Source organism: Amycolatopsis sp. NPDC003676 (assembly GCF_053587275.1).
The window spans coordinates 1-16737 of record NZ_JBSFNS010000094.1; the positions used below are offsets into that span (position 1 = coordinate 1).

Annotated in this window: 16 protein-coding genes; 7 read left to right on the forward strand and 9 right to left on the reverse strand. The window is 68.2% G+C overall.

Annotation, left to right across the window (positions count from 1 at the left end; all coding sequences use genetic code 11):
- Positions 1–749: 749 nt before the first annotated feature.
- Positions 750–1205: a hypothetical protein gene (locus ACWDNU_RS35130; RefSeq protein WP_449672047.1), complete on the reverse strand. Its 456-nt coding sequence runs from the start codon at positions 1203–1205 to the stop codon at positions 750–752.
- An 87-nt stretch (positions 1206–1292) separates the two neighbouring features.
- Between ACWDNU_RS35130 and ACWDNU_RS35135 the strand changes: the two genes are divergently transcribed.
- On the forward strand, positions 1293–2030 hold the full coding sequence (locus ACWDNU_RS35135; protein WP_449672048.1) for a TetR family transcriptional regulator: 738 nt from the start codon (positions 1293–1295) through the stop codon (positions 2028–2030).
- A gap of 203 nt (positions 2031–2233) precedes the next feature.
- Here ACWDNU_RS35135 and ACWDNU_RS35140 read toward each other — a convergent pair whose 3' ends face one another.
- A complete protein-coding gene (locus ACWDNU_RS35140) occupies positions 2234–3127 on the reverse strand; it encodes an NAD(P)H-binding protein (protein ID WP_449672049.1) in 894 nt (297 codons plus the stop codon).
- Positions 3128–3206: 79 nt separating this feature from the next.
- Here ACWDNU_RS35140 and ACWDNU_RS35145 point away from each other — a divergent pair, with 79 nt between their 5' ends.
- Together ACWDNU_RS35145 and ACWDNU_RS35150 are read left to right on the forward strand one after the other, a co-directional pair.
- Positions 3207–3842 (forward strand): TetR/AcrR family transcriptional regulator, encoded by a 636-nt coding sequence (locus ACWDNU_RS35145; RefSeq protein WP_449672050.1) that lies wholly within the window; start codon positions 3207–3209, stop codon positions 3840–3842.
- Positions 3839–4966: a mandelate racemase/muconate lactonizing enzyme family protein gene (locus tag ACWDNU_RS35150; RefSeq protein WP_449672051.1), complete on the forward strand. Its 1128-nt coding sequence runs from the start codon at positions 3839–3841 to the stop codon at positions 4964–4966. The genes ACWDNU_RS35145 and ACWDNU_RS35150 overlap by 4 nt, the downstream gene beginning before the upstream one ends.
- Positions 4967–5007: 41 nt before the next feature.
- Here ACWDNU_RS35150 and ACWDNU_RS35155 read toward each other — a convergent pair whose 3' ends face one another.
- The 3 genes from ACWDNU_RS35155 to ACWDNU_RS35165 all read right to left on the reverse strand — a co-directional run bounded on the left by ACWDNU_RS35155 (position 5008) and on the right by ACWDNU_RS35165 (position 8508).
- The gene (locus ACWDNU_RS35155; protein WP_449672052.1) at positions 5008–6234 is read right to left on the reverse strand and encodes a glycoside hydrolase family 64 protein; all 1227 of its coding nucleotides are present in this window, start codon (positions 6232–6234) and stop codon (positions 5008–5010) included.
- A 134-nt stretch (positions 6235–6368) separates the two neighbouring features.
- Positions 6369–6887: a lytic polysaccharide monooxygenase auxiliary activity family 9 protein gene (locus ACWDNU_RS35160; RefSeq protein WP_116205932.1), complete on the reverse strand. Its 519-nt coding sequence runs from the start codon at positions 6885–6887 to the stop codon at positions 6369–6371.
- Between the two features lie 556 nt (positions 6888–7443).
- Positions 7444–8508 (reverse strand): aldo/keto reductase, encoded by a 1065-nt coding sequence (locus ACWDNU_RS35165; RefSeq protein WP_449672053.1) that lies wholly within the window; start codon positions 8506–8508, stop codon positions 7444–7446.
- A gap of 118 nt (positions 8509–8626) precedes the next feature.
- Between ACWDNU_RS35165 and ACWDNU_RS35170 the strand changes: the two genes are divergently transcribed.
- On the forward strand, positions 8627–9457 hold the full coding sequence (locus tag ACWDNU_RS35170) for a helix-turn-helix transcriptional regulator (protein ID WP_449672054.1): 831 nt from the start codon (positions 8627–8629) through the stop codon (positions 9455–9457).
- 4 nt (positions 9458–9461) lie between these two features.
- On the opposite strand, the gene ACWDNU_RS35175 is transcribed toward ACWDNU_RS35170, so the two are convergent.
- Positions 9462–10031: a CGNR zinc finger domain-containing protein gene (locus tag ACWDNU_RS35175; RefSeq protein ID WP_370938371.1), complete on the reverse strand. Its 570-nt coding sequence runs from the start codon at positions 10029–10031 to the stop codon at positions 9462–9464.
- Positions 10032–10338: 307 nt separating this feature from the next.
- Here ACWDNU_RS35175 and ACWDNU_RS35180 point away from each other — a divergent pair, with 307 nt between their 5' ends.
- Positions 10339–10764 (forward strand): Ohr family peroxiredoxin, encoded by a 426-nt coding sequence (locus ACWDNU_RS35180; RefSeq protein ID WP_449672055.1) that lies wholly within the window; start codon positions 10339–10341, stop codon positions 10762–10764.
- Between the two features lie 261 nt (positions 10765–11025).
- Here ACWDNU_RS35180 and ACWDNU_RS35185 read toward each other — a convergent pair whose 3' ends face one another.
- Positions 11026–11958: a LysR family transcriptional regulator gene (locus tag ACWDNU_RS35185; RefSeq protein ID WP_449672056.1), complete on the reverse strand. Its 933-nt coding sequence runs from the start codon at positions 11956–11958 to the stop codon at positions 11026–11028.
- Between the two features lie 84 nt (positions 11959–12042).
- Between ACWDNU_RS35185 and ACWDNU_RS35190 the strand changes: the two genes are divergently transcribed.
- Both ACWDNU_RS35190 and ACWDNU_RS35195 read left to right on the forward strand, forming a co-directional pair.
- Positions 12043–13242, forward strand: coding sequence for an MFS transporter (locus ACWDNU_RS35190; RefSeq protein ID WP_449672057.1), 1200 nt, complete (start codon positions 12043–12045; stop codon positions 13240–13242).
- Positions 13242–13664, forward strand: a complete 423-nt coding sequence (locus ACWDNU_RS35195; protein WP_449672058.1) for a PPOX class F420-dependent oxidoreductase — start codon at positions 13242–13244, stop codon at positions 13662–13664. The genes ACWDNU_RS35190 and ACWDNU_RS35195 overlap by 1 nt, the downstream gene beginning before the upstream one ends.
- A 3-nt stretch (positions 13665–13667) precedes the next feature.
- Here ACWDNU_RS35195 and ACWDNU_RS35200 read toward each other — a convergent pair whose 3' ends face one another.
- Complete coding sequence (locus tag ACWDNU_RS35200; RefSeq protein ID WP_449672059.1) at positions 13668–15452, reverse strand: phenylalanine--tRNA ligase subunit beta-related protein; 1785 nt, start codon at positions 15450–15452, stop codon at positions 13668–13670.
- Between the two features lie 12 nt (positions 15453–15464).
- On the reverse strand, positions 15465–16490 hold the full coding sequence (locus ACWDNU_RS35205; protein WP_449672060.1) for a phenylalanine--tRNA ligase subunit alpha: 1026 nt from the start codon (positions 16488–16490) through the stop codon (positions 15465–15467).
- Positions 16491–16737: the final 247 nt, after the last annotated feature.

Here is a 16737-nt window from a genome sequence, read left to right on the forward strand (position 1 = left end):
TGCTTGTCAAGGCGGGAAAGATGCCTTGACAAGCACCTCCGCGCCGTGTTTTTGGCTTCGTATCGGGGTGCGGGGGTGGTGTGGGCGCATCTCGAGTTGGGTGCACTGGTGCGGGGGGGTGGCGTGGGTGCCTCGAATTGGGTGCATCGGCTGCGGTTCGGTGGGTGGTGGGGCTTGCGCCCCGATGCGGCGTTGGGTGCGTCGCATGCACCCAACGCCACATGGGGTGCGTGGATGCGCCGAATGCCGCATGGGGTGCGTGGGATGCGCCGAATGCCACTTTGGGTGCATCGCGTGCACCCAATGCCGCATTGGGGGCGCATCGCGGCGGCGAGTGAGCAGGTGGGCTGGCGAGCTGTGAAGGGCTCCTTGAGGGAATCAGATTCCCTCAAGGAGCCCTTCACGGACTGCATCGGGTCGTAGGGCGGCCAGGCACGCTCCGCGTGCGAGAGCCGGTGAGGGTTCCCTCACCGCCTTGCGCGGGTCGTGAGGGGAACCCTGAGGGAATCTGAGTCTGTGAGGGTTCCCCTCACGGCACGGAGCGCGGCTATGCCGCGAAGGGGCGAAGGCGCGGGCCTGTGTAACGGCTCTTGCGGCGCTTAGGTTCCACCGCCCGTGAAGGGGCCCCACGGCACGAGCTTAAGTGAAGTCGGCGCGCGGAAATCGGTGTCGCGGAGGGCATAACGGATCGGTGCCGTCGGTCGTGGGAGGCACTCTGGAAGCGGTGCGGCCCATGCGGGGGAACGGGGTCAGGGGCGTTGGCGCACTCCGGCCAGCACCGCGCTCACGCTCGGCAGCCAGCGGTGCCTCGGGTCGGGGGCGGTCAGCCACTCGGGGCCCATGCCGGGGGTTTGCTGTCCGATCGGCAGGGGGAGGAGCGCGCCGCTGTCCAGGACGGTTACGTCTGCGGGCAGGGTGCCTCGCAGGAGGAGTTCGCCGTCGGTTTCGGCGAGGATCGCCAGGCGCGGGCCGTGCTGGGTGGGGAGGATCAGGGACGGGCTGTCGCAGCCCAGGGCGGACAGGTGCGCGAGCACGGGGCCCGACGTGAGTTTCGGCAGGGTGACTGCGCACAGGCAGTTTTCCAAGGCCAGGAACAGGCGCGCGCCCTGCCGTCGGACGGACCAGCCGAACACCCCGCCGTAGTAGGCGTCTGCTGGGTCTGGGCCGGTGTGGTGGTCGGGCCGCAGTTGCTGGTCGAGTGTCATCGTCGACGCCTTCCGCTCGCATGGGGTGCGCGACCCATGCTAACGGCACTCAGTGCCACTAGCAACCCGGGCTGCTACCGTTCGGGGATGACGGAGACGCCGCGCACCCGGGTCGGGGCCACGCCTGCCGGGCGGCGGCAGTTGCGTCGTGCGCTTGCGACGGCGGCTGTGGATCTCTTCGCGGCCAACGGGTACGAGGCGACGACCATCGACGACATCGCCGCGGCCGCGGGCGTCGGGCGGCGCACGTTTTTCCGGTACTTCGACAGCAAGGACGACGTCCTCTTCGCCAATCACGACGAGATCGTCGCCGAGATGGAGCAGGTCTTCGAGACCGCCGACCCTGCGCGCGATCCGATCGAGGTGGCTACCGCCGCGGTGTCGCTCGTGCTGGAGTCTTACGCGGCGGAACTGGACGTCTCGCTCAAGCGGTTCAGCCTCACGCGCACGGTGCCGTCGTTGCGGGACAAGGAAGTCGCGACGGTCGACCGTTACCAGCGTGTCCTCGCTCGCTATCTGCAGGACCGGTTTGCCGCGGCTGGCGATGAAGCAGCGACGCTCCGGGCCGCGGTGGCTGCGGCGGCGATCGCGGCGGCCAACAACCATGTCTTGCGGCGCTGGCTGCGCAGCGGCGGGCGCGACGACATCGCGGCTGCGGCGACGGAGGCGTTCACCCTGGTCGCGGATGCGTTCCGGACCTCCGGTGGGAAGCCGTCCGGCGAGGCGGAGCCGGGCACGGTGGTGGCGGTACTCAGCACTGCGACGCCGTTGCACGAGGTGGTGACCCGGATCGGCGCCGCGTTGCGCGAGGCCGAGTCCGGATGACCTGCTTGCCGGGCGGCTAGCGAAGTGCACTGAGTGCCATTGACAGCCGCTGGCGGTGCGGGCGCGGTATCGATCATCGGCGGCGGACCTCCTCCGCGTCCAGCCGGATCGTGGTCGAAGCGGACGCGCTGATGAACGGTTTGAACGAGCGTTTCGCCGCGGGTCGGCCCACGCCTTGCCTGGGCTGGCCCGCAGCGGACCGATCAGGCCTTCTCTACCTCGGGCTTGAGGACTTCTTCGCACCACTGGCGGAAAGTCGTCGGAGTCTCGACGGCGTGCTGCGGCGTGCGGGTGACGCCCTCGTCCAGGTGGTTCAGCTTCGCGGTCATCATGTCCACCATGGACTGTGCCATCGCTTCGGAGAAGCCGCTCGCACGGACCTGCTCGCCCAAGGCCGGAACCGGAACCTGCTGGTACTTAACCGGAATCCCCAAAACCTCGCTCATGATTTCGGCTTCCTGGTTCAGCGACAGGTCTTCCGGGCCGAGGATCGGGACTTCTTCGCGGCCGGTCCACAAAGGATCGAGCAGCAGCCGGGACGCGACCGCGGCGATGTCGCGGGTGCAGGCGGTCGGCGCGGCGTAGTCCGGCGGCAGGATGTCGTAGAACGTGCCTTGTTCTTTGATCACCGCGGTTTGGCGCAGCAGATTGTCCATGAAGGTCGGATTCGCCAGCGCGCGGAGGGCAACGCCGGTGCTGGCGATGAGGTCGTCCATCGCCAGGGTGGCGGTGACGTGTCCGGCCCGTTCACCGAAGGCGGTGCCGCGGCCGAGCGCGCTGACCGACACGACCCGGCGGACGCCGTGCGTGCGGATCGCCTCGACGGCGGGGCGGGCGAAGCCGGAGTAGGCCTCGTCGGCGCTGGCGGCTCGGCGGTCGGGCGGGACGAGCCAGAACACGGTGTCCGCGCCGTCGAAGGCTCGGGCGAGTACCTCGGGATCGCTGTGTGAACCCTGGTGGACTTCGATGCGTTCCCGCAGGTCGTCGGGCAGTTTCGCGGGGTCGCGGACGATCGCGCGGACGGGGCGGGAACCGTCGGCGACCTCGGCGAGGACGTGGCTGCCGATGTTCCCGGTGGGGGCGGTGACGACGATCATGCGGGCACTCCAGGAGACTGTCGAAGAGGTGGAGCAGGAAGTAAACTCCACCGTACCGTTTACTTTTGGCGGAGGCAAGATGGCGCGTGAAGGCGGTTCGCAGCTGCGGGGTGCGGAGTTGCGCAGGCACATCCTGCTGGCAGCGAAGAACGTGTTCCTCGAGACCGGGTTCGAGCGCGCGTCGATGGACGCGGTCGCGGCCAGCGCGGGGACGTCCAAGCGGTCGCTGTACGCGCACTTCGAGAGCAAGGACAAGCTGTTCCTCGCGGTGCTCGACCTCGTCCGCGAGCTCTACCTCGGCAAGTTGATGACGCCGGACGCCTACGCGGACGACCCGGCGGAGGCGGTTGCGCTGTTCTGCGGCCGGTTCCAGCAGCTGCTGACCTGGGAGCCGCAGGCACGGACTTGCCGTCTTTGCATTTCGGCCGCCGAGCGGTTGCCGGACAGCGCGAAGGCGTATTACGAGGCGATGTTCGCGGTGATGTACGCGCGGCTCGCCGACTATCTTGCCGCGCAGTACAAAATGGACACTCCGGAGGCTGCGGTGCTCGCGGAGGATCTGGTCGGGCGGACGGTGTTGCCGCGGGTGTTTAGGGTCTTGTTGAAGGCCGAGCCCGCGATCGAGGAAATGCCCAGCGCCGAGGCCGCGGTGGAAAACGTTGAGCTGGAACCGATTCGACGGGTCGTGTCGGTGGCGCTGGGGTCGCGGGCATGAAGATCACCGAGGTTGACGTCTGGGTGGTGAATCTGCCGTTGACGAATCCGTTCACCAGTTCGTTCGAGACCAAGACCGGCGAAACCCGCACGGTGGTACGGCTGCGCACGGACACCGGCGCCGAGGGCTGGGGCGAGACGATGTGGGGGCGTCCGGTCGCGGAGCTGACTCGGAAACTGGGCGCGGAAATGATCGGGACGAGCCCGTTCGCGCTCGAAGCGTTCCATCGCCGACAGCACATGGTGCCGTTTTTCCACGGATATCTGGGTTATGCGGCGCTGGCCGGGTTGGATGTCGCGTGCTGGGATTTGATCGGGCGGGTCACCGGGCAGTCCGTGACGGATCTGCTCGGCGGGGCGGTGCGGACCGAGGTGCCGATCACCGCGTTGATCACGCGCGCGGACGCGCCTGGTGCGGAAGGTGCGGAACTCGCGCAGGGATTGGCCGAACACGCGGCGAGGGTGGTGGCCGAGGGCGGATTCTCGGCGGTGAAACTGAAAGGCACCCGGGACGTTCGCGGCGATGTCCGGATCATGCGGGCGCTGCGGAGCGCGCTGCCGGATGTCGAGCTGCGGGTCGATCCCAATGCCGCGTGGTCGGTGCCGGATTCGATTCGCGCCGGGATCGCGTTGGAGGAGCTGGATCTGGAGTACCTCGAGGACCCGTGCGCGGGGATCGAGGGGATGAGCCAGGTGCGCGCGAAGGTGCGGATTCCGTTGTGCACCAACATGTGCGTGGTCCGGTTCGAGGAGTTCGCTCCGGCGGTGCGGCTCGGGGCGGTCGACGTGATCCACGGTGACGTCTACAAATGGGGCGGCATCGCGGCGACGAAGGCCCTCGCCGCGCATTGCGAGACGTTCGGGCTCGGGATGAATCTGCACAGCGGCGGCGAACTCGGCATCGCCACCGCCGCGCATCTGGCGGTGGTGGCCAGCACGCCGGTGCTGTCGCGGGCGATCGACAGCATGTATTACCTGCACGCTGACGACATCGTCGCACCGCTGCGGCTTTCCGGCGGCCGGCTGCAGGTGCCGACCGGGCCTGGGCTCGGGGTGGAAGTCGACGAGGAGAAGCTGGCCTTTTACGCGGCGAAGAACGAGCGGGAAGGCGATCTCACCGGATGACGGTGCCGCGGTACACAAAGGACCGCGGCACCGTCTTTGGCTCAGCGTAAGGCGTTTACCGTGATAGTGAGCGTGTCCGGGTCGCCCGCCTGGACTGCGCCGCTGAAATCGGGGCCGGGGGAGACGTCGTCGTACGGGAAGGCATAGCCTCGGTTGTCCGGGAGTTTGCTGTGCACGATCCGTGCGTAGTGGTTGGTTTCCGTGTTCTGGTAGAACTTCGCGGGATCCTCGCCGGTCGGCTGTTTCGGGTTGTCGCGCAAGGTAGTGCGGTTCAACGCCGCGGCCAGCCGGGGGATGATCGCTTTTCGGGCGTCGCTGTCGCCTTGTTTGATGGCGAACGGGCCGCTGTCGCAACTCCAGACGTCCGGCGTGGCGGGTTTGCCGAATCGTTCGCCGTTGTTGAAGGCGAGCACGCCGTCGGAGCCGACCTGGCCGGTGAACGCGCCGAGGCCGGGCACCTGGGTGTCGACGGTGAGCGTCTCGCTGGCGTACTTCTTCCACACCTCGTCGATGTAGCCGTCGAGGTATCCGCCGAACTGGTCGGCGCGGTAATGCGCGGACAGGGCGCGCAGCGGTTTGCCGTCGCCGCCGGTCTCGATGAGCGTGCCCCATTTGCCGCCCTGGGCGTTGAGCGCGTCGCAGATCGGGTCGAGCGAGCGGGCCGGCAGTCCGGGCACGGTCTGGTCGCCGGAGCCGGTCGTGGTGAGGTGCAGGCCGATCGGGATCGCGACGAAGTCGACATAGCTGATGTTGGCGAACAGCACGTCGTTGTTGAAGGTGAATTCGCAGAACGACCAGTTCCGGCCGTAATTCGGGTCGTCGGCGGCGAGGAAGCTCGGATGCACGAGCGCCGGTCCCTGGTTGACGAAAAAGTCCAGTTTGCTCTCGAGGGCGACATAGATCCGGGCCGCGTACATTTTCGGGACGGTGACCTGGGAAAGCGACTTCAGCGGGATCGCGCAGTCCTCGCCGAGCGGCGTGTGGTCGCTGCCCGGGGACGGAGGATAATAAGGCGTGCCATCGGCTTTCAGGATGACGAGCCGGTTGTCCAGCGTCGTGCCGGTGATGTACGCGTACGCCTGACTGGCGCCGGATCGGTCGTCGAACGCGACCTTCGCGGTGTCGGGGGTGGTCGCGGAGGCGAACGCGGCATTCCAAAGGGGAAATGTCGCGGCTGCCGCGGATGCGCCGAGGAATGCCCGCCGGGAAATCAAGGAAAACCGCCTCCTGGAGTCGTGCCCTTTTCCGGTGACCGGCACGCTAGCCACGGCCGGGAGACGGGGTCAACGAATGCGGGGGAAACTGGCCGGTTTTGTCATTCCCGGAAAAAGCCGCGGACGCGCACTGAGGCACGGGCCGCCGCCACGGCCCGCGCCTCAGTGTCTGTTGTGGACCGTCCGGGTCAGCTGACCTGCAGATCGATGCAGGCGTAGAAGGCGTTCGCGGTGTCCGCGATGTTCCAGACGGCGAGCACCGTCTGCCTTCCGGTGTGCCCCTTGAGGTTCACGTTGTGGGTGACGGTCGCCGGGGGCTGCTGGCCGCCGCCGTCCACCGTGGCGATCTTGTCGTTGCCGATCCAGTATTCGTAGTTGGACGTGCGGTGCCGGGCGGTGAACTTCCAGGTGAAGGCCACCGAGGAACCGACCGGCGACGCCTTCCAGCCCTTGTTGTTGTCGTTCAGTTCGGCGAACTGCGCGTTGCCGCCGCTGCAGCTGTGCAGGCCCTTGGGTCCTTCGACGCTCTGCGGTTCGTACTTGATCTGGCCGCAGGAAACGACTCCCTGCGCGCACTGGGCCTGCCGGCTGGCCGGCGCGTTGACGTACCCGTGCGCACTGGCGATGCCTGCCGGGCTGATCAGCACGAGCACCGGGGCGATCGCCGTGCCGACCGCGGCGGCGACGAGTTTCCGGTTCGCTTTCATGGACAGCTCCTTCGGGGAATGCTCGTTTCCTTGTGCGGGTACGACAAAGCGACGCACCGGCTTTCCGGGAGCCGGCCCGCGGGAGGTTCGAGCGAAGGGGGTGGGCTTCTTGGTCTAGACCATACGCCCGGAGCGCGGGAAAGGTCAACAGCTGGCAAAGAAAGGCGGAGCGGCTGTTATCCGTCAACGTTGTCAAGCAAGACCACTGTCTCTTGTGGTGCTTGCCGAACGGATTTCCGGAGATTGCGCCGGACGGGTGGCGCGAGCGCGGATCCCGGCCACCCAGCGTGTTTCCTACTGTCTATAGTGGACAGTGGGAAACTGCGCGGGCGCACGGAAGACCGCGGATCAGGGTGGTCCGGTGCAGCGATTCTGCCCGGTCTTCGGAATCACCGACTTCCGGAGGGTTGAACGGATTCGGGCGGAAATGCTGAACTGGGTGGTTAGGCGTTCGCTCGGACTGGGGGTGGTTTCGTATTCGCGGCCGCGGCATTTCGCGCAGCTGGCAAAAGGTCAGCCCCTGCCGTCGTGCGCAAGCGACAGGGGCCGCCGCCGGTCAGTGCCGGTCTTCGATCGTCAGGTCGCCCCGGGTCGCCGTGCGGAGGTGGTCGCTGGCGAGCTGGTCGTGCGGGATGCCGAGCCGGATCGCGCTGGCTTCGGCGAGCCGGGCCAGCTGCGGCTCGGCGAACTCGACGGTCAGTGCGGCCAGGTTGTCTTCCAGCTGCTCAGGCGTGCGCGCCCCGATGATCGGCGCGGTCACCGCGGGGTTCCGCAGCGTCCAGGCGAGCCCGGCCTGGGCGGGGGTGCAGCCGATCTCCTCGGCGACGCCGGCCAGGACGTCGGCGATCTCCAGATTGCGTTCGGTGACCGCGCCGACGGCGAGATTGAAGCTCTTGCGCGTGCTCTCGCCCGGGGCCGGGTCGGCGGCGGTCAAGTCGGCGCGGGTGTACTTGCCGGTCAGGACGCCGCCTCCCAACGGGGAGAACGGCACTACGCCGAGACCCATCTCGCGGGCCATCGGGAGCAGGTCGCGCTCGCCGGTGCGCTCGACGAGGCTGTACTCGACCTGCAGTGCGACCAGCGGCGCCCAACCGCGCAGGTCGGCGATGGCTTGCATGCGCGAGATCTGCCACGCGGGCGCGGTGGACATCGCGACGTAAAGGATTTTGCCCTGCCGGACGAGGTCGTCCATGCCGCGCAGGATTTCCTCGACCGACGTCGTGAAATCCCAGACGTGCAGGTAGAGCAGGTCGAGGTAGTCCGTGTTCAGCTGCCGCAGGCTGGCCTCCACGGACGCGAACAGGTTTTTGCGGTGCGGTCCGCCCGAGTTCGGGTCGCCGGGGCGGCGCAGGGTGGTGTACTTCGTCGCCAGGACAAGGCTTTCGCGGTTGCCGCGGGCGAACTTGCCGAGCATGCGCTCGGCGGTGCCGTCGGTGTAGGTCGGCGCGGTGTCGATGAAGTTGCCGCCGCGTTCGACGTACTGGTCGAACAGCCGGCGCGCGCCCTCCTCGGCCACGCCCCAGCCCCATTCGGTGCCGAAAGTCGCCGTGCCGAGCGCCAGCGGCGAGACCCGCAGCCCGGAACGGCCCAGCAGCCGGTAGGTGTCGAGAGTGAGCGGCATGGGTCCTCCTGTGCTTGTGCTCCAGTGCCGCTGACCAGCCTGTTCTCGCCGCGCGTCCGGAGTAAGGGAGGGATTTGCCTGGGAAAGCGAGTCCTACCCTCGGGTAGAGTCGGCGGCGATGACTCGCGCTGTGGACCGAACCCAAGAGCTGGCCGCGTTCCTGCGGACCCGCCGCGAACGCCTCGACCCGGACGAGTTCGGGCTTCCCGTGCGTCGCCAGGCGCGGCGGACGCCCGGCTTGCGCCGCGAGGAGGTTGCCGAACTGGCCGGCGTGAGCATCGACTACATCGTGCGGCTGGAGCAGGCGCGTGGGCTGCGTCCGTCGGCGGAGGTGGTCGAGGCGCTGGCCGGAGCATTGCGGCTGAGTCCTGGCGAGCGTGCTTACCTCTACGGGTTGGCCCAGCAGCAGCCTCGTTCAGCGGACAAACCCGCGGCCGTCGCGGCGGAACCGCTGGCGCAGCTGATCGCCGATCTTTCCCCGCATCCGGCCATGCTGCTGAACCATCGCTACGACATTCTCGCGTGGAACCGCGAAATGACGCGGTTGCTGGTGGATTTCGAGACGCTGCCGTCAGCTCAGCGCAACGCGATGTGGCTGTGCCTGCGTCATCCGGAACTGCAAACGTTCTACACCGACCGGGAAACCGTGGTACGGCAAGGCATCGCGCACCTGCGGGCAGCCTGGGCGACGCATCCGGACGACGCGGAGTTGAGCGAGCTGATCGCGGAGTTCCTTGCCCGGGACGAGGAATTCGCGCGGTGGTGGGCGGAACGAGACGTCGCGATCAACGGGCGGGGGCTCAAGGTGCTGCGGCATCCCGAGGCCGGAGAGCTGACTGTGCGGTTCGAAGTGCTTGCCCCGCTGGAGAATCCGGACCAGCGCGTGCTGATCTACCGTGCGGCGGACGAGGACAGCCGTTCGGCACTGAGCCGACTGTTCGCCAGCTGAACTTTCAGGATTGCCGCGACGGAGTCAGCGGGGGATTTCCCCGCTGCCGGGCTCGATAAGCGGCCGCCTTCATCTTGTTTCCGCAGGTAGCCATCGCGCACCATTCCCGCCGTGACCCGCGTGAATGGTCTAGGTAAACCTGCGTGCACTCCGGCCGTCCGCATTCCTTCAGCAGATCCGCGTCCGGTCCGCCCAGGATCGTGACCGCGGCCCGGGCCACGGTCGACAACGCCTGCGCCGCCGTCGCACGGACCTGCCGCCCGTTCCGGCTCAGCTGCGGGACCGCGTCCGGCTGCGCGGCCGCCTCGTTGACCAGCGTCAACGCCTCCGGGTCGTACTCGCGGCCGACGAGCCGGGCCGCGACCAGCGCGTAGATCGCCTCCCGGACGGCGATCGCCCCGGCCAGGTCGGCGGCCGTGCTCGCCGGGTCGGTGCCGGTGACCCCCGACTCGCGGAACCAGGCGTCCAGGCTGCGCGGCGAGCCCAGCATCTCGGCCGGCTCGTCGTTGCGGCGGGCCCGCAGCGTGCCGACGAAGTCCAGTGCCGGGTTCCCGCAGGGGAAGGCGTGCTCCATGCGCACCAGTCTGACAGGTGACGAATCGGGATGCAAGGAACTATAACCGGTCTAGCTGGTTATGAGTAGCAGGTCACAGAAATGCGTAACCGTCTTGACCGGTGACGAATGTGCGTGCGAAAGTTCTCCCGTCGCCGAGACCGGAGGACAGCGCCCCGGTCGCCTACCGAAAGGCCCCGTCCGATGGACCCGATCACCCAGGCGTTCCGCGAAATTCTCGGCGCGCTGGCGGCGCTCACCGGCACCGTCCTCAGCGGCTTCTGAAAACCCCCTGAAAACCCCCTGAAAACCCTTGGAAAGGAAAGTCATGTCTGAAACCACCTACACCGCCGTCGTCACCACCACCGGCGAAGGCCGCAACGGGGGACGCGCGGTTTCGTCCGACGGTGCGCTCGACCTGAAATTCGCCATCCCGAAGGAGCTGGGCGGCAACGGAGGCGCGACGAACCCGGAGCAGCTGCTCGCGGCCGGTTGGTCGTCGTGTTTCATGGGCGCGGTCCGGATCGCCGCCGCGCAGCGGAAGGTGAAGCTGGTCGACCTGGCAGTAGTCGCGGATGTGACGCTGCATCACGACGAGGCGAACTTCTGGCTCAGCGCTGCCTTGCACCTGGAGTTGACGGGGGTGGATCAGGAGACCGCCGACGCGCTGGCCGCGGCTGCGCACCAGACGTGCCCGTATTCGAAGGCGCTCGGCGGGAGCATCGAGGTCACGGTGGACGCGACGGTGGCCTGATCAGGTCGAATGGCCGGGGGCGCGGAGTGGTGCCCTCGACCTGGTGATTCCGGGCGTGCGATTCCCGCGGTTGCTCGGCGGGCGCTGGCAGTGCTCTCGATCCGGTGGAGCGGGGCCGGTCTGGGTTGGCTCGCGCGTGGTTTCGGCGGCGACTGCTATCGAGGGCGCGCGGCGCAGGTTCGCGAGCGATTCGGCGGTGCGCGCGAGGCAGGTCAGGTCCGGGGCGCGCGCGGCGCAGGTTGGCGGTGCTCTCGAGGCCGGTCAGGTCCGGGGTGCCGGGGCCTGTTGAGCCAGCTCGCGGGCCACCTCCACCGCGACCTCGACCGCCCGCGCCGCAAGCGGAGACTGGTCGCCCCGGCCGGGCGGCCAGTGCAGGTAGATCGCGCGCGCCGGAGCGGGATCGAGCTCGTGCACCTGCAGGTCCGGCCACCCCTCCGGCCCGTGGATCGCGCCGCAGTCGCGGCAGACGACCTGGTGGATCGCCAGCCACGGCAGGACGGCGAGGCCCATCCCGGCGCGCACCATCGACACCATCGTCTCGCTGCCCGCGGACCGGAACACGATGCGCGGCCGCGCGCCGGCGTCGGCCAGGGATTGTTCCAATCTGGGCTGGTCGCAGGTCGCGGGCCAGGCCACCATCGCCTTGCCGTCCAGCTTTCGTGCGGACACCGGGCCGGACGGCAAGGCCCCGGGCGGCGCGACCACCAGGTACGGGTCTTCCATCAGCAGGACGTGGTCGGTGTCCTCGCTGAGGAGCCCGTCGTAGAACAGCAGGTCGAGTTCGCCGAGTCGGGGCTCGTCCGGTTCCGAGAGCCGGATTTCGCAACGGGGGCGCTCTTCCCGGAGCAGGCGCAGCACGGTCGGCAGGATCGCGTGGGAGACGCTTTGCAGCGTGCCGACGTCGATCCGGCCTTCACCGGCTTTGAACCGGTCGACCGCCTGATTCAGCGCATCGGCTTTCGCCAGCACTTCCCGGCCGTGTTCGAGGACCACGGCGCCCAGGGGCGTGATCCGCACGGGGCGCGGACCGCCCGGGCGGTCGAACACTGCGCCGCCGACCGCGCGTTCCAGTGCCGCAATGTGCTGGCTCACGCTCGACTGCGTGTAGCCCAGCCGGTTCGCCGCCGCCGAGAACGTTCCCTCCTCGGCGATCGCGAGCATCGTCGTCAGCTGCCGCAGGTCCAGGTCGGCCATGGGCTTAATGTATCGCAAACCACGATGGATATGATCGTAAACAATCGCTTTTATTAATCTCTCGGCGCTCTTAGCGTCGTTGCCATGACAGTCACAGCGATCACCGCCGACAGAACTCGGTTGCCGTCCCTCGCGTGGGCGCTCGGTGCGTGCCATCTCGTCGCGCGAGGCGGCTCGTTCGTGCAGCCGATGCTGGTGCTGTACCTGACGCAGGAACACCGGATGAGCCCGACGGCGGCGGGTGCCGTGGTCGCGGCGGTGGGCATCGGCGACTTCGGGTCGCAGCTGCTCGGAGGCTGGCTCGGCGACCGGATCGGGCGGCGGAAGACGATGCTCCTCGGGTTTCTCGGGACGGCGATCGCGTTGGCCGCCTTGGGATCCGCCGGAGCGACGCCGGTCATCTGGGCTACGGCTGTCGGCTACGGCCTCGCCGCCGGGCTCTTTCGTCCGGCGGGATCGGCCGCGGTGGCGGACCTTCCGCCGGAACAGCGGGTGCGGGCTTTCAGTCTTCTCTATTGGGCGGCGAATCTCGGATACGCCGTTGCCGCAACGGTTTCCGGGGTGCTGGCGAGTGGCGGATACGGTCTGCTGTTCTGGTTGAACGCCGTCGCGATGCTGGCCGCGGCGTTGATCGTGGTGGCCGCGGTGCCGGAGACGCGGTCCAGCGGGAGTCGCCGGAGGCGCGCGTTGCTGCCAGCGTTGCTTGCCGATCGTCTGATGATCACCATGACGCTGATCCACGTCGGCTGCTTTACGCTGCTGATGCAGGCGTTCGCCACCTTGCCGCTGCTCATGACTGCGAGGCAGTTCAGCTCCGCCACTTACGGCGCCGTGCTCGCGCTCAACGGGTTCGCCATCGTGGTCCTTCAACCGGTGGCTGTCGCCGTGCTGGCGAATCGCGATCGTGGGGCGGTGCTCGCCACCTCGATGTTGCTCGTGGGGCTCGGCGGCGGTCTGGCTGCCATCGCACAGAGCATTGCTGGATATGCCATTGCGGTCCTCATTCTCAGCTTGGGGCAGATCGGGTTGGCGGTCCAGTTCGGCGCGACGTTCGCCGCTCTCGCGCCGCCTGATCTGCGCAGCGGGTACCTGGGCGTCGCGTCGAGCGCGTGGAGCCTCGGCGCGGTCCTCGGCCCGATGATCGGCACGGCACTGCTGGAGCAGTCCGGCCGGATGTGGCTGGGTGCAGTGTCTTTCGCCGCCGGAATCCTGCTTTTCCTTGCCCAGCAGGCTGTTGCTGGACGTCTTCGTGCACGTCAGTCAACCGAGAAGGGAACACTCTGATGACAACCATGACCGACACCGAATGGCGCAGCTTCCTCGCTGAGGGAACCAGGCTCGCCCACCTCGCCCTCACCCGCGCCGACGGGCGGCCCCACGTCACCCCGATCTGCTTCGTCCTCGACGGCGACGAACTCGCCTTCGCCTTGTCGCCGGGGAGCGTCAAAGGCAAAAGCCTCGCGCGGGACGGGCGCGTCTCGGTCTGTGTCAGCGACGAGCGGCAGCCCTACAGTTTCGTTGCCATCGAAGGGCAAGCGCGGATCTCCGCCGAGCCGGACCGGATCAAGCGCGTCGCGGCGGGGATCGCTGAACGGTACTACCCCGATCAGTCCGCAGTGGACCTTGCCGATTCGTTCGTCCACAGTGGATTCACCGCGGTCCGGATCAGCATCGCGAACGTCATCGCCCGATCTGGTCTCGGCTGAGCCTCACCGCAACCGCGCCCCCGCCCGCTCGAGTGCCGCCAGCACTGTGGAGCGGGCGCTGGCGATTTCGCCCGCGGTCAACGTCGCGGACCGCGGGCGGAGGGTGACCCGCAAAGTGAGCGACCGGTGGTCCGCCGGAATCCGGGAACCGCGGTACTCGCCGACGTAGGCCACCCGCTGCACCAAGGCGTGGGCTTGGGTCGCAGTGTCGGCGACCAGCGACCACGGCACGGTATCGGCGGCGAGGACGGACAGATCGAAGTCCGACTCCGGCAGATCGCCGACCGGGGTGTAGCGGTTCTCTCGCGACGGGTGCGTGCGCAGGGCGTCGAGGTCCAGTTCGACGCACGCGACCGCGCCCCGGTCGATCCCCGCCGCCCGGAGCACCGAAGGCCGGACCAGCGCCAGTGCGCCGCCCGGGTGGATTGCCAGTCGTGCTGAGGGGTCTGCCCAGGTCAGGTTGGGGGTGCCGGACAGGTCCAGCGAGGTGAGATGGCAGTGTCTGCGGATCAGCTCGACTAGACCCTTGGCTCGGCGGAACAAGTCGACTCCGTCCGGTCCGGCAAGCAGGATTCCGGCGGAGGTGCGCTCGGTCGCGGGGAAGACGGTGCCGACCTCGAAGATGCTGAACTCGTCGCGATAGCGCAGGTTGGCTGCCGCGGCTTCGAGGAGGTTCGGGATCAGCGACGGGCGCAGCCGGGCGCGGTCCAGGGCTGGGGGATGGTCGATCGTCAGCTCGGCGGTGCGGCCGCACGCGGTGAGCAGGTGGTCGGCGGACCATGGATAGGTCAGCACTTCCGTCGCACCGCCGCGCGCGGCCAGGACCTCCCTCACTTGGCGGCTCAAGGGGGGCCGAGGGCGCGGGGTTAGCTCCACGACTGGTCGTCGAGCGGGCAGTGTGTCGTAGCCGTGGATTCGGGCCAGCTCCTCGACGATGTCGACGGGCAGCGCGAGGTCGCCGGTGGAGCGCCACGACGGGGCGACGACCTGCAGTTGGTCCCCGGTGATCTCGGCGGCGCAGCCGAGGCCGCGGAGGATGCGGAGGATTTCGTCCGGGGCCATCCGGAGGCCGATCCGGCGTTCTATCTCGGCCAGGCTTGCCTCGATTTCGGCGCATCGGGTGGCGGCGAGGACGACGTCTTCCTGGCCGAGCGCAACGGCTGACGGGTCGGTTTCGGCCAGGAGATGGAGGAACAGGTCGGCGGCCTGGTCGACGCGCTGTGTGTCCAGGCCTTTCTCTTGCCGCACCGAAGCCTCGGTACGGGCACTGCGGCGGGCTCGGCTCGGGACCAGCGTCGGGATCTCCAGCACGATCGAGTCGCCGGAAGCGCGGACTTCACTAGGCTGTCCGACGGAGTACATCACGTAAGCACTCAGGTCGACGCACAGATTTTGGCTCGATGCGCCGATTCGCCGGAGCCGGTCGCGGATCAACGGCGGAGTCGGCACGGAACTGTCTACTGTGCACTGGACAGCCAGAATCCTTCGGTGCCAGGCGGGATCGAGCGAGCTGACGAGTCCAGTGGTGCTCGGCGGCCGGGTGGCACGGGGGAGCGGCGTCAGCGGGAGTCCATAGAGGACGGATAGCTCCCGCGCGATTCCGTAGTGTCCCCACAGGTCGGGGCGGTTGGTGAGCGATTTGTTGTCGATCTCGAAGACGACGTCGCCGTCGACGAGGTCGTAACCCTCGACCTCGACGGTCTTCAAGGTCAAATTGTGGGCGAGCTGGTCCGGCGAACAGTCGGGCAGCGGCACGTAGTCAGTGAGCCAGTCCCGGGAGATCTTCACAACGGGGGCCTTTCACGAGAATTGGGAGAGGAAGCGGAGGTCGGCGCTGTGCATCAGCCGGACGTCGTCGATGCCGTACCGCATCATCGCCAGCCGGTCCAGGCCGACGTTCAGGTAGCAGCCGGACCATCGCGCCGGGTCGAGTCCGGCGGCGCGCAGGACGTGCGGATGCGGGCTGCCGCCGGGCATGAGTTCGAGCCAGCCGGTCCGTCCGCAGGTGCGGCAGCCGCGTCCGGTGCACACGCGGCAGGCCATGTCGATCTCGAAACCCGGCTCTACGAAAGGGAAATACCCGGCTCGCATCCGGGTTCGCACCGGTTCGCCGAAGACCGTGCCGAGAATGGTGTCGACGAGGAACCGGGCGGTCGCGAGCGGGACGGCCTCGTCCACCACCAGCACCTCGTACTGGAAGAATGCTCGCTCGTGCCGCGCGTCGGTGCTTTCGTTGCGGTAGACCCGGCCTGGGTAAGCGATCCGGATCGGCGGCTTGTGCGTGCTCAGGTGCCGGACGCTGGTGCCGGTGAGGTGCGGGCGCAGGCAACGGCCGTCGGTCAACCAGTAGGTGTCCATGCTTTCGCGGGCCGGGTGGTCGGGCGGGAAGTTCAGCCGGTCGAATTCCACTTCCGCGGAACTGATTTCCGGGCCGTCGACGATCTCGAAGTTGAGTGCGCGGAAGGTGTCGTCGAGGTCGTATCTCAGTTGCGTGACCGGATGCAGTCCGGCGGTCGGCGGCGGGAGGCCGGGGATGGTGGGGTCGAGCGGATGTTCCAACGCGGGTTCGGCGGTCCGCCGCTCATCGAGCGCAGCGATAATGCGGTGGTGTGCCTCGGAAATGGCGAGGCCGAGCTGTTTTCGGGAGGCCGGGTCGTAGCAGCCGAGTTCGCGGCGCACGGCGGCGAGCGGGCTGGATGTGCCGAGCACGGAACGGCGCACGGCGGCGACCGCGGCCGGAGTGCTGGCCTGGAGCAGTTCGGCTAGTGCGGCCTCGGTCAGTTCGGTGATCCGGCGCAGCGTCGAGGCTGGGTCAAGGGTGTCCACGGGAAGGGTTTCCTCACTTCGGAGCGTGAAGTTCTGGACTTCACCCCCGGGCAGCGAGGGGAGACGCGGACGTCAGCGGGCGGAACCCGGCGCGCACGCGCAGCCCCCGGGCACTCCCCGGGGGCGAAGAAATCGCTGCGTACGCATGAATCCATCCTTGCACGCCCTGCTAGCGTCGCGCAAACCCCTTTGCGCGGTCCGTGAGGGGAACCCTGAGGGAATCAGAGTCCGTGAGGGTTCCCCTCGC

What these genes read in the sequence shown, in the direction of transcription:
- ACWDNU_RS35130 (WP_449672047.1), bottom strand. Translation starts at nt 1,205, where the DNA reads ATGACACTCGACCAGCAACTGCGGCCCGACCACCACACCGGCCCAGAC.
- ACWDNU_RS35135 (WP_449672048.1), top strand. Translation starts at nt 1,293, where the DNA reads ATGACGGAGACGCCGCGCACCCGGGTCGGGGCCACGCCTGCCGGGCGG.
- ACWDNU_RS35140 (WP_449672049.1), bottom strand. Translation starts at nt 3,127, where the DNA reads ATGATCGTCGTCACCGCCCCCACCGGGAACATCGGCAGCCACGTCCTC.
- ACWDNU_RS35145 (WP_449672050.1), top strand. Translation starts at nt 3,207, where the DNA reads ATGGCGCGTGAAGGCGGTTCGCAGCTGCGGGGTGCGGAGTTGCGCAGG.
- ACWDNU_RS35150 (WP_449672051.1), top strand. Translation starts at nt 3,839, where the DNA reads ATGAAGATCACCGAGGTTGACGTCTGGGTGGTGAATCTGCCGTTGACG.
- ACWDNU_RS35160 (WP_116205932.1), bottom strand. Translation starts at nt 6,887, where the DNA reads ATGAAAGCGAACCGGAAACTCGTCGCCGCCGCGGTCGGCACGGCGATC.
- ACWDNU_RS35165 (WP_449672053.1), bottom strand. Translation starts at nt 8,508, where the DNA reads ATGCCGCTCACTCTCGACACCTACCGGCTGCTGGGCCGTTCCGGGCTG.
- ACWDNU_RS35170 (WP_449672054.1), top strand. Translation starts at nt 8,627, where the DNA reads ATGACTCGCGCTGTGGACCGAACCCAAGAGCTGGCCGCGTTCCTGCGG.
- ACWDNU_RS35175 (WP_370938371.1), bottom strand. Translation starts at nt 10,031, where the DNA reads ATGGAGCACGCCTTCCCCTGCGGGAACCCGGCACTGGACTTCGTCGGC.
- ACWDNU_RS35180 (WP_449672055.1), top strand. Translation starts at nt 10,339, where the DNA reads ATGTCTGAAACCACCTACACCGCCGTCGTCACCACCACCGGCGAAGGC.
- ACWDNU_RS35185 (WP_449672056.1), bottom strand. Translation starts at nt 11,958, where the DNA reads ATGGCCGACCTGGACCTGCGGCAGCTGACGACGATGCTCGCGATCGCC.
- ACWDNU_RS35190 (WP_449672057.1), top strand. Translation starts at nt 12,043, where the DNA reads ATGACAGTCACAGCGATCACCGCCGACAGAACTCGGTTGCCGTCCCTC.
- ACWDNU_RS35195 (WP_449672058.1), top strand. Translation starts at nt 13,242, where the DNA reads ATGACAACCATGACCGACACCGAATGGCGCAGCTTCCTCGCTGAGGGA.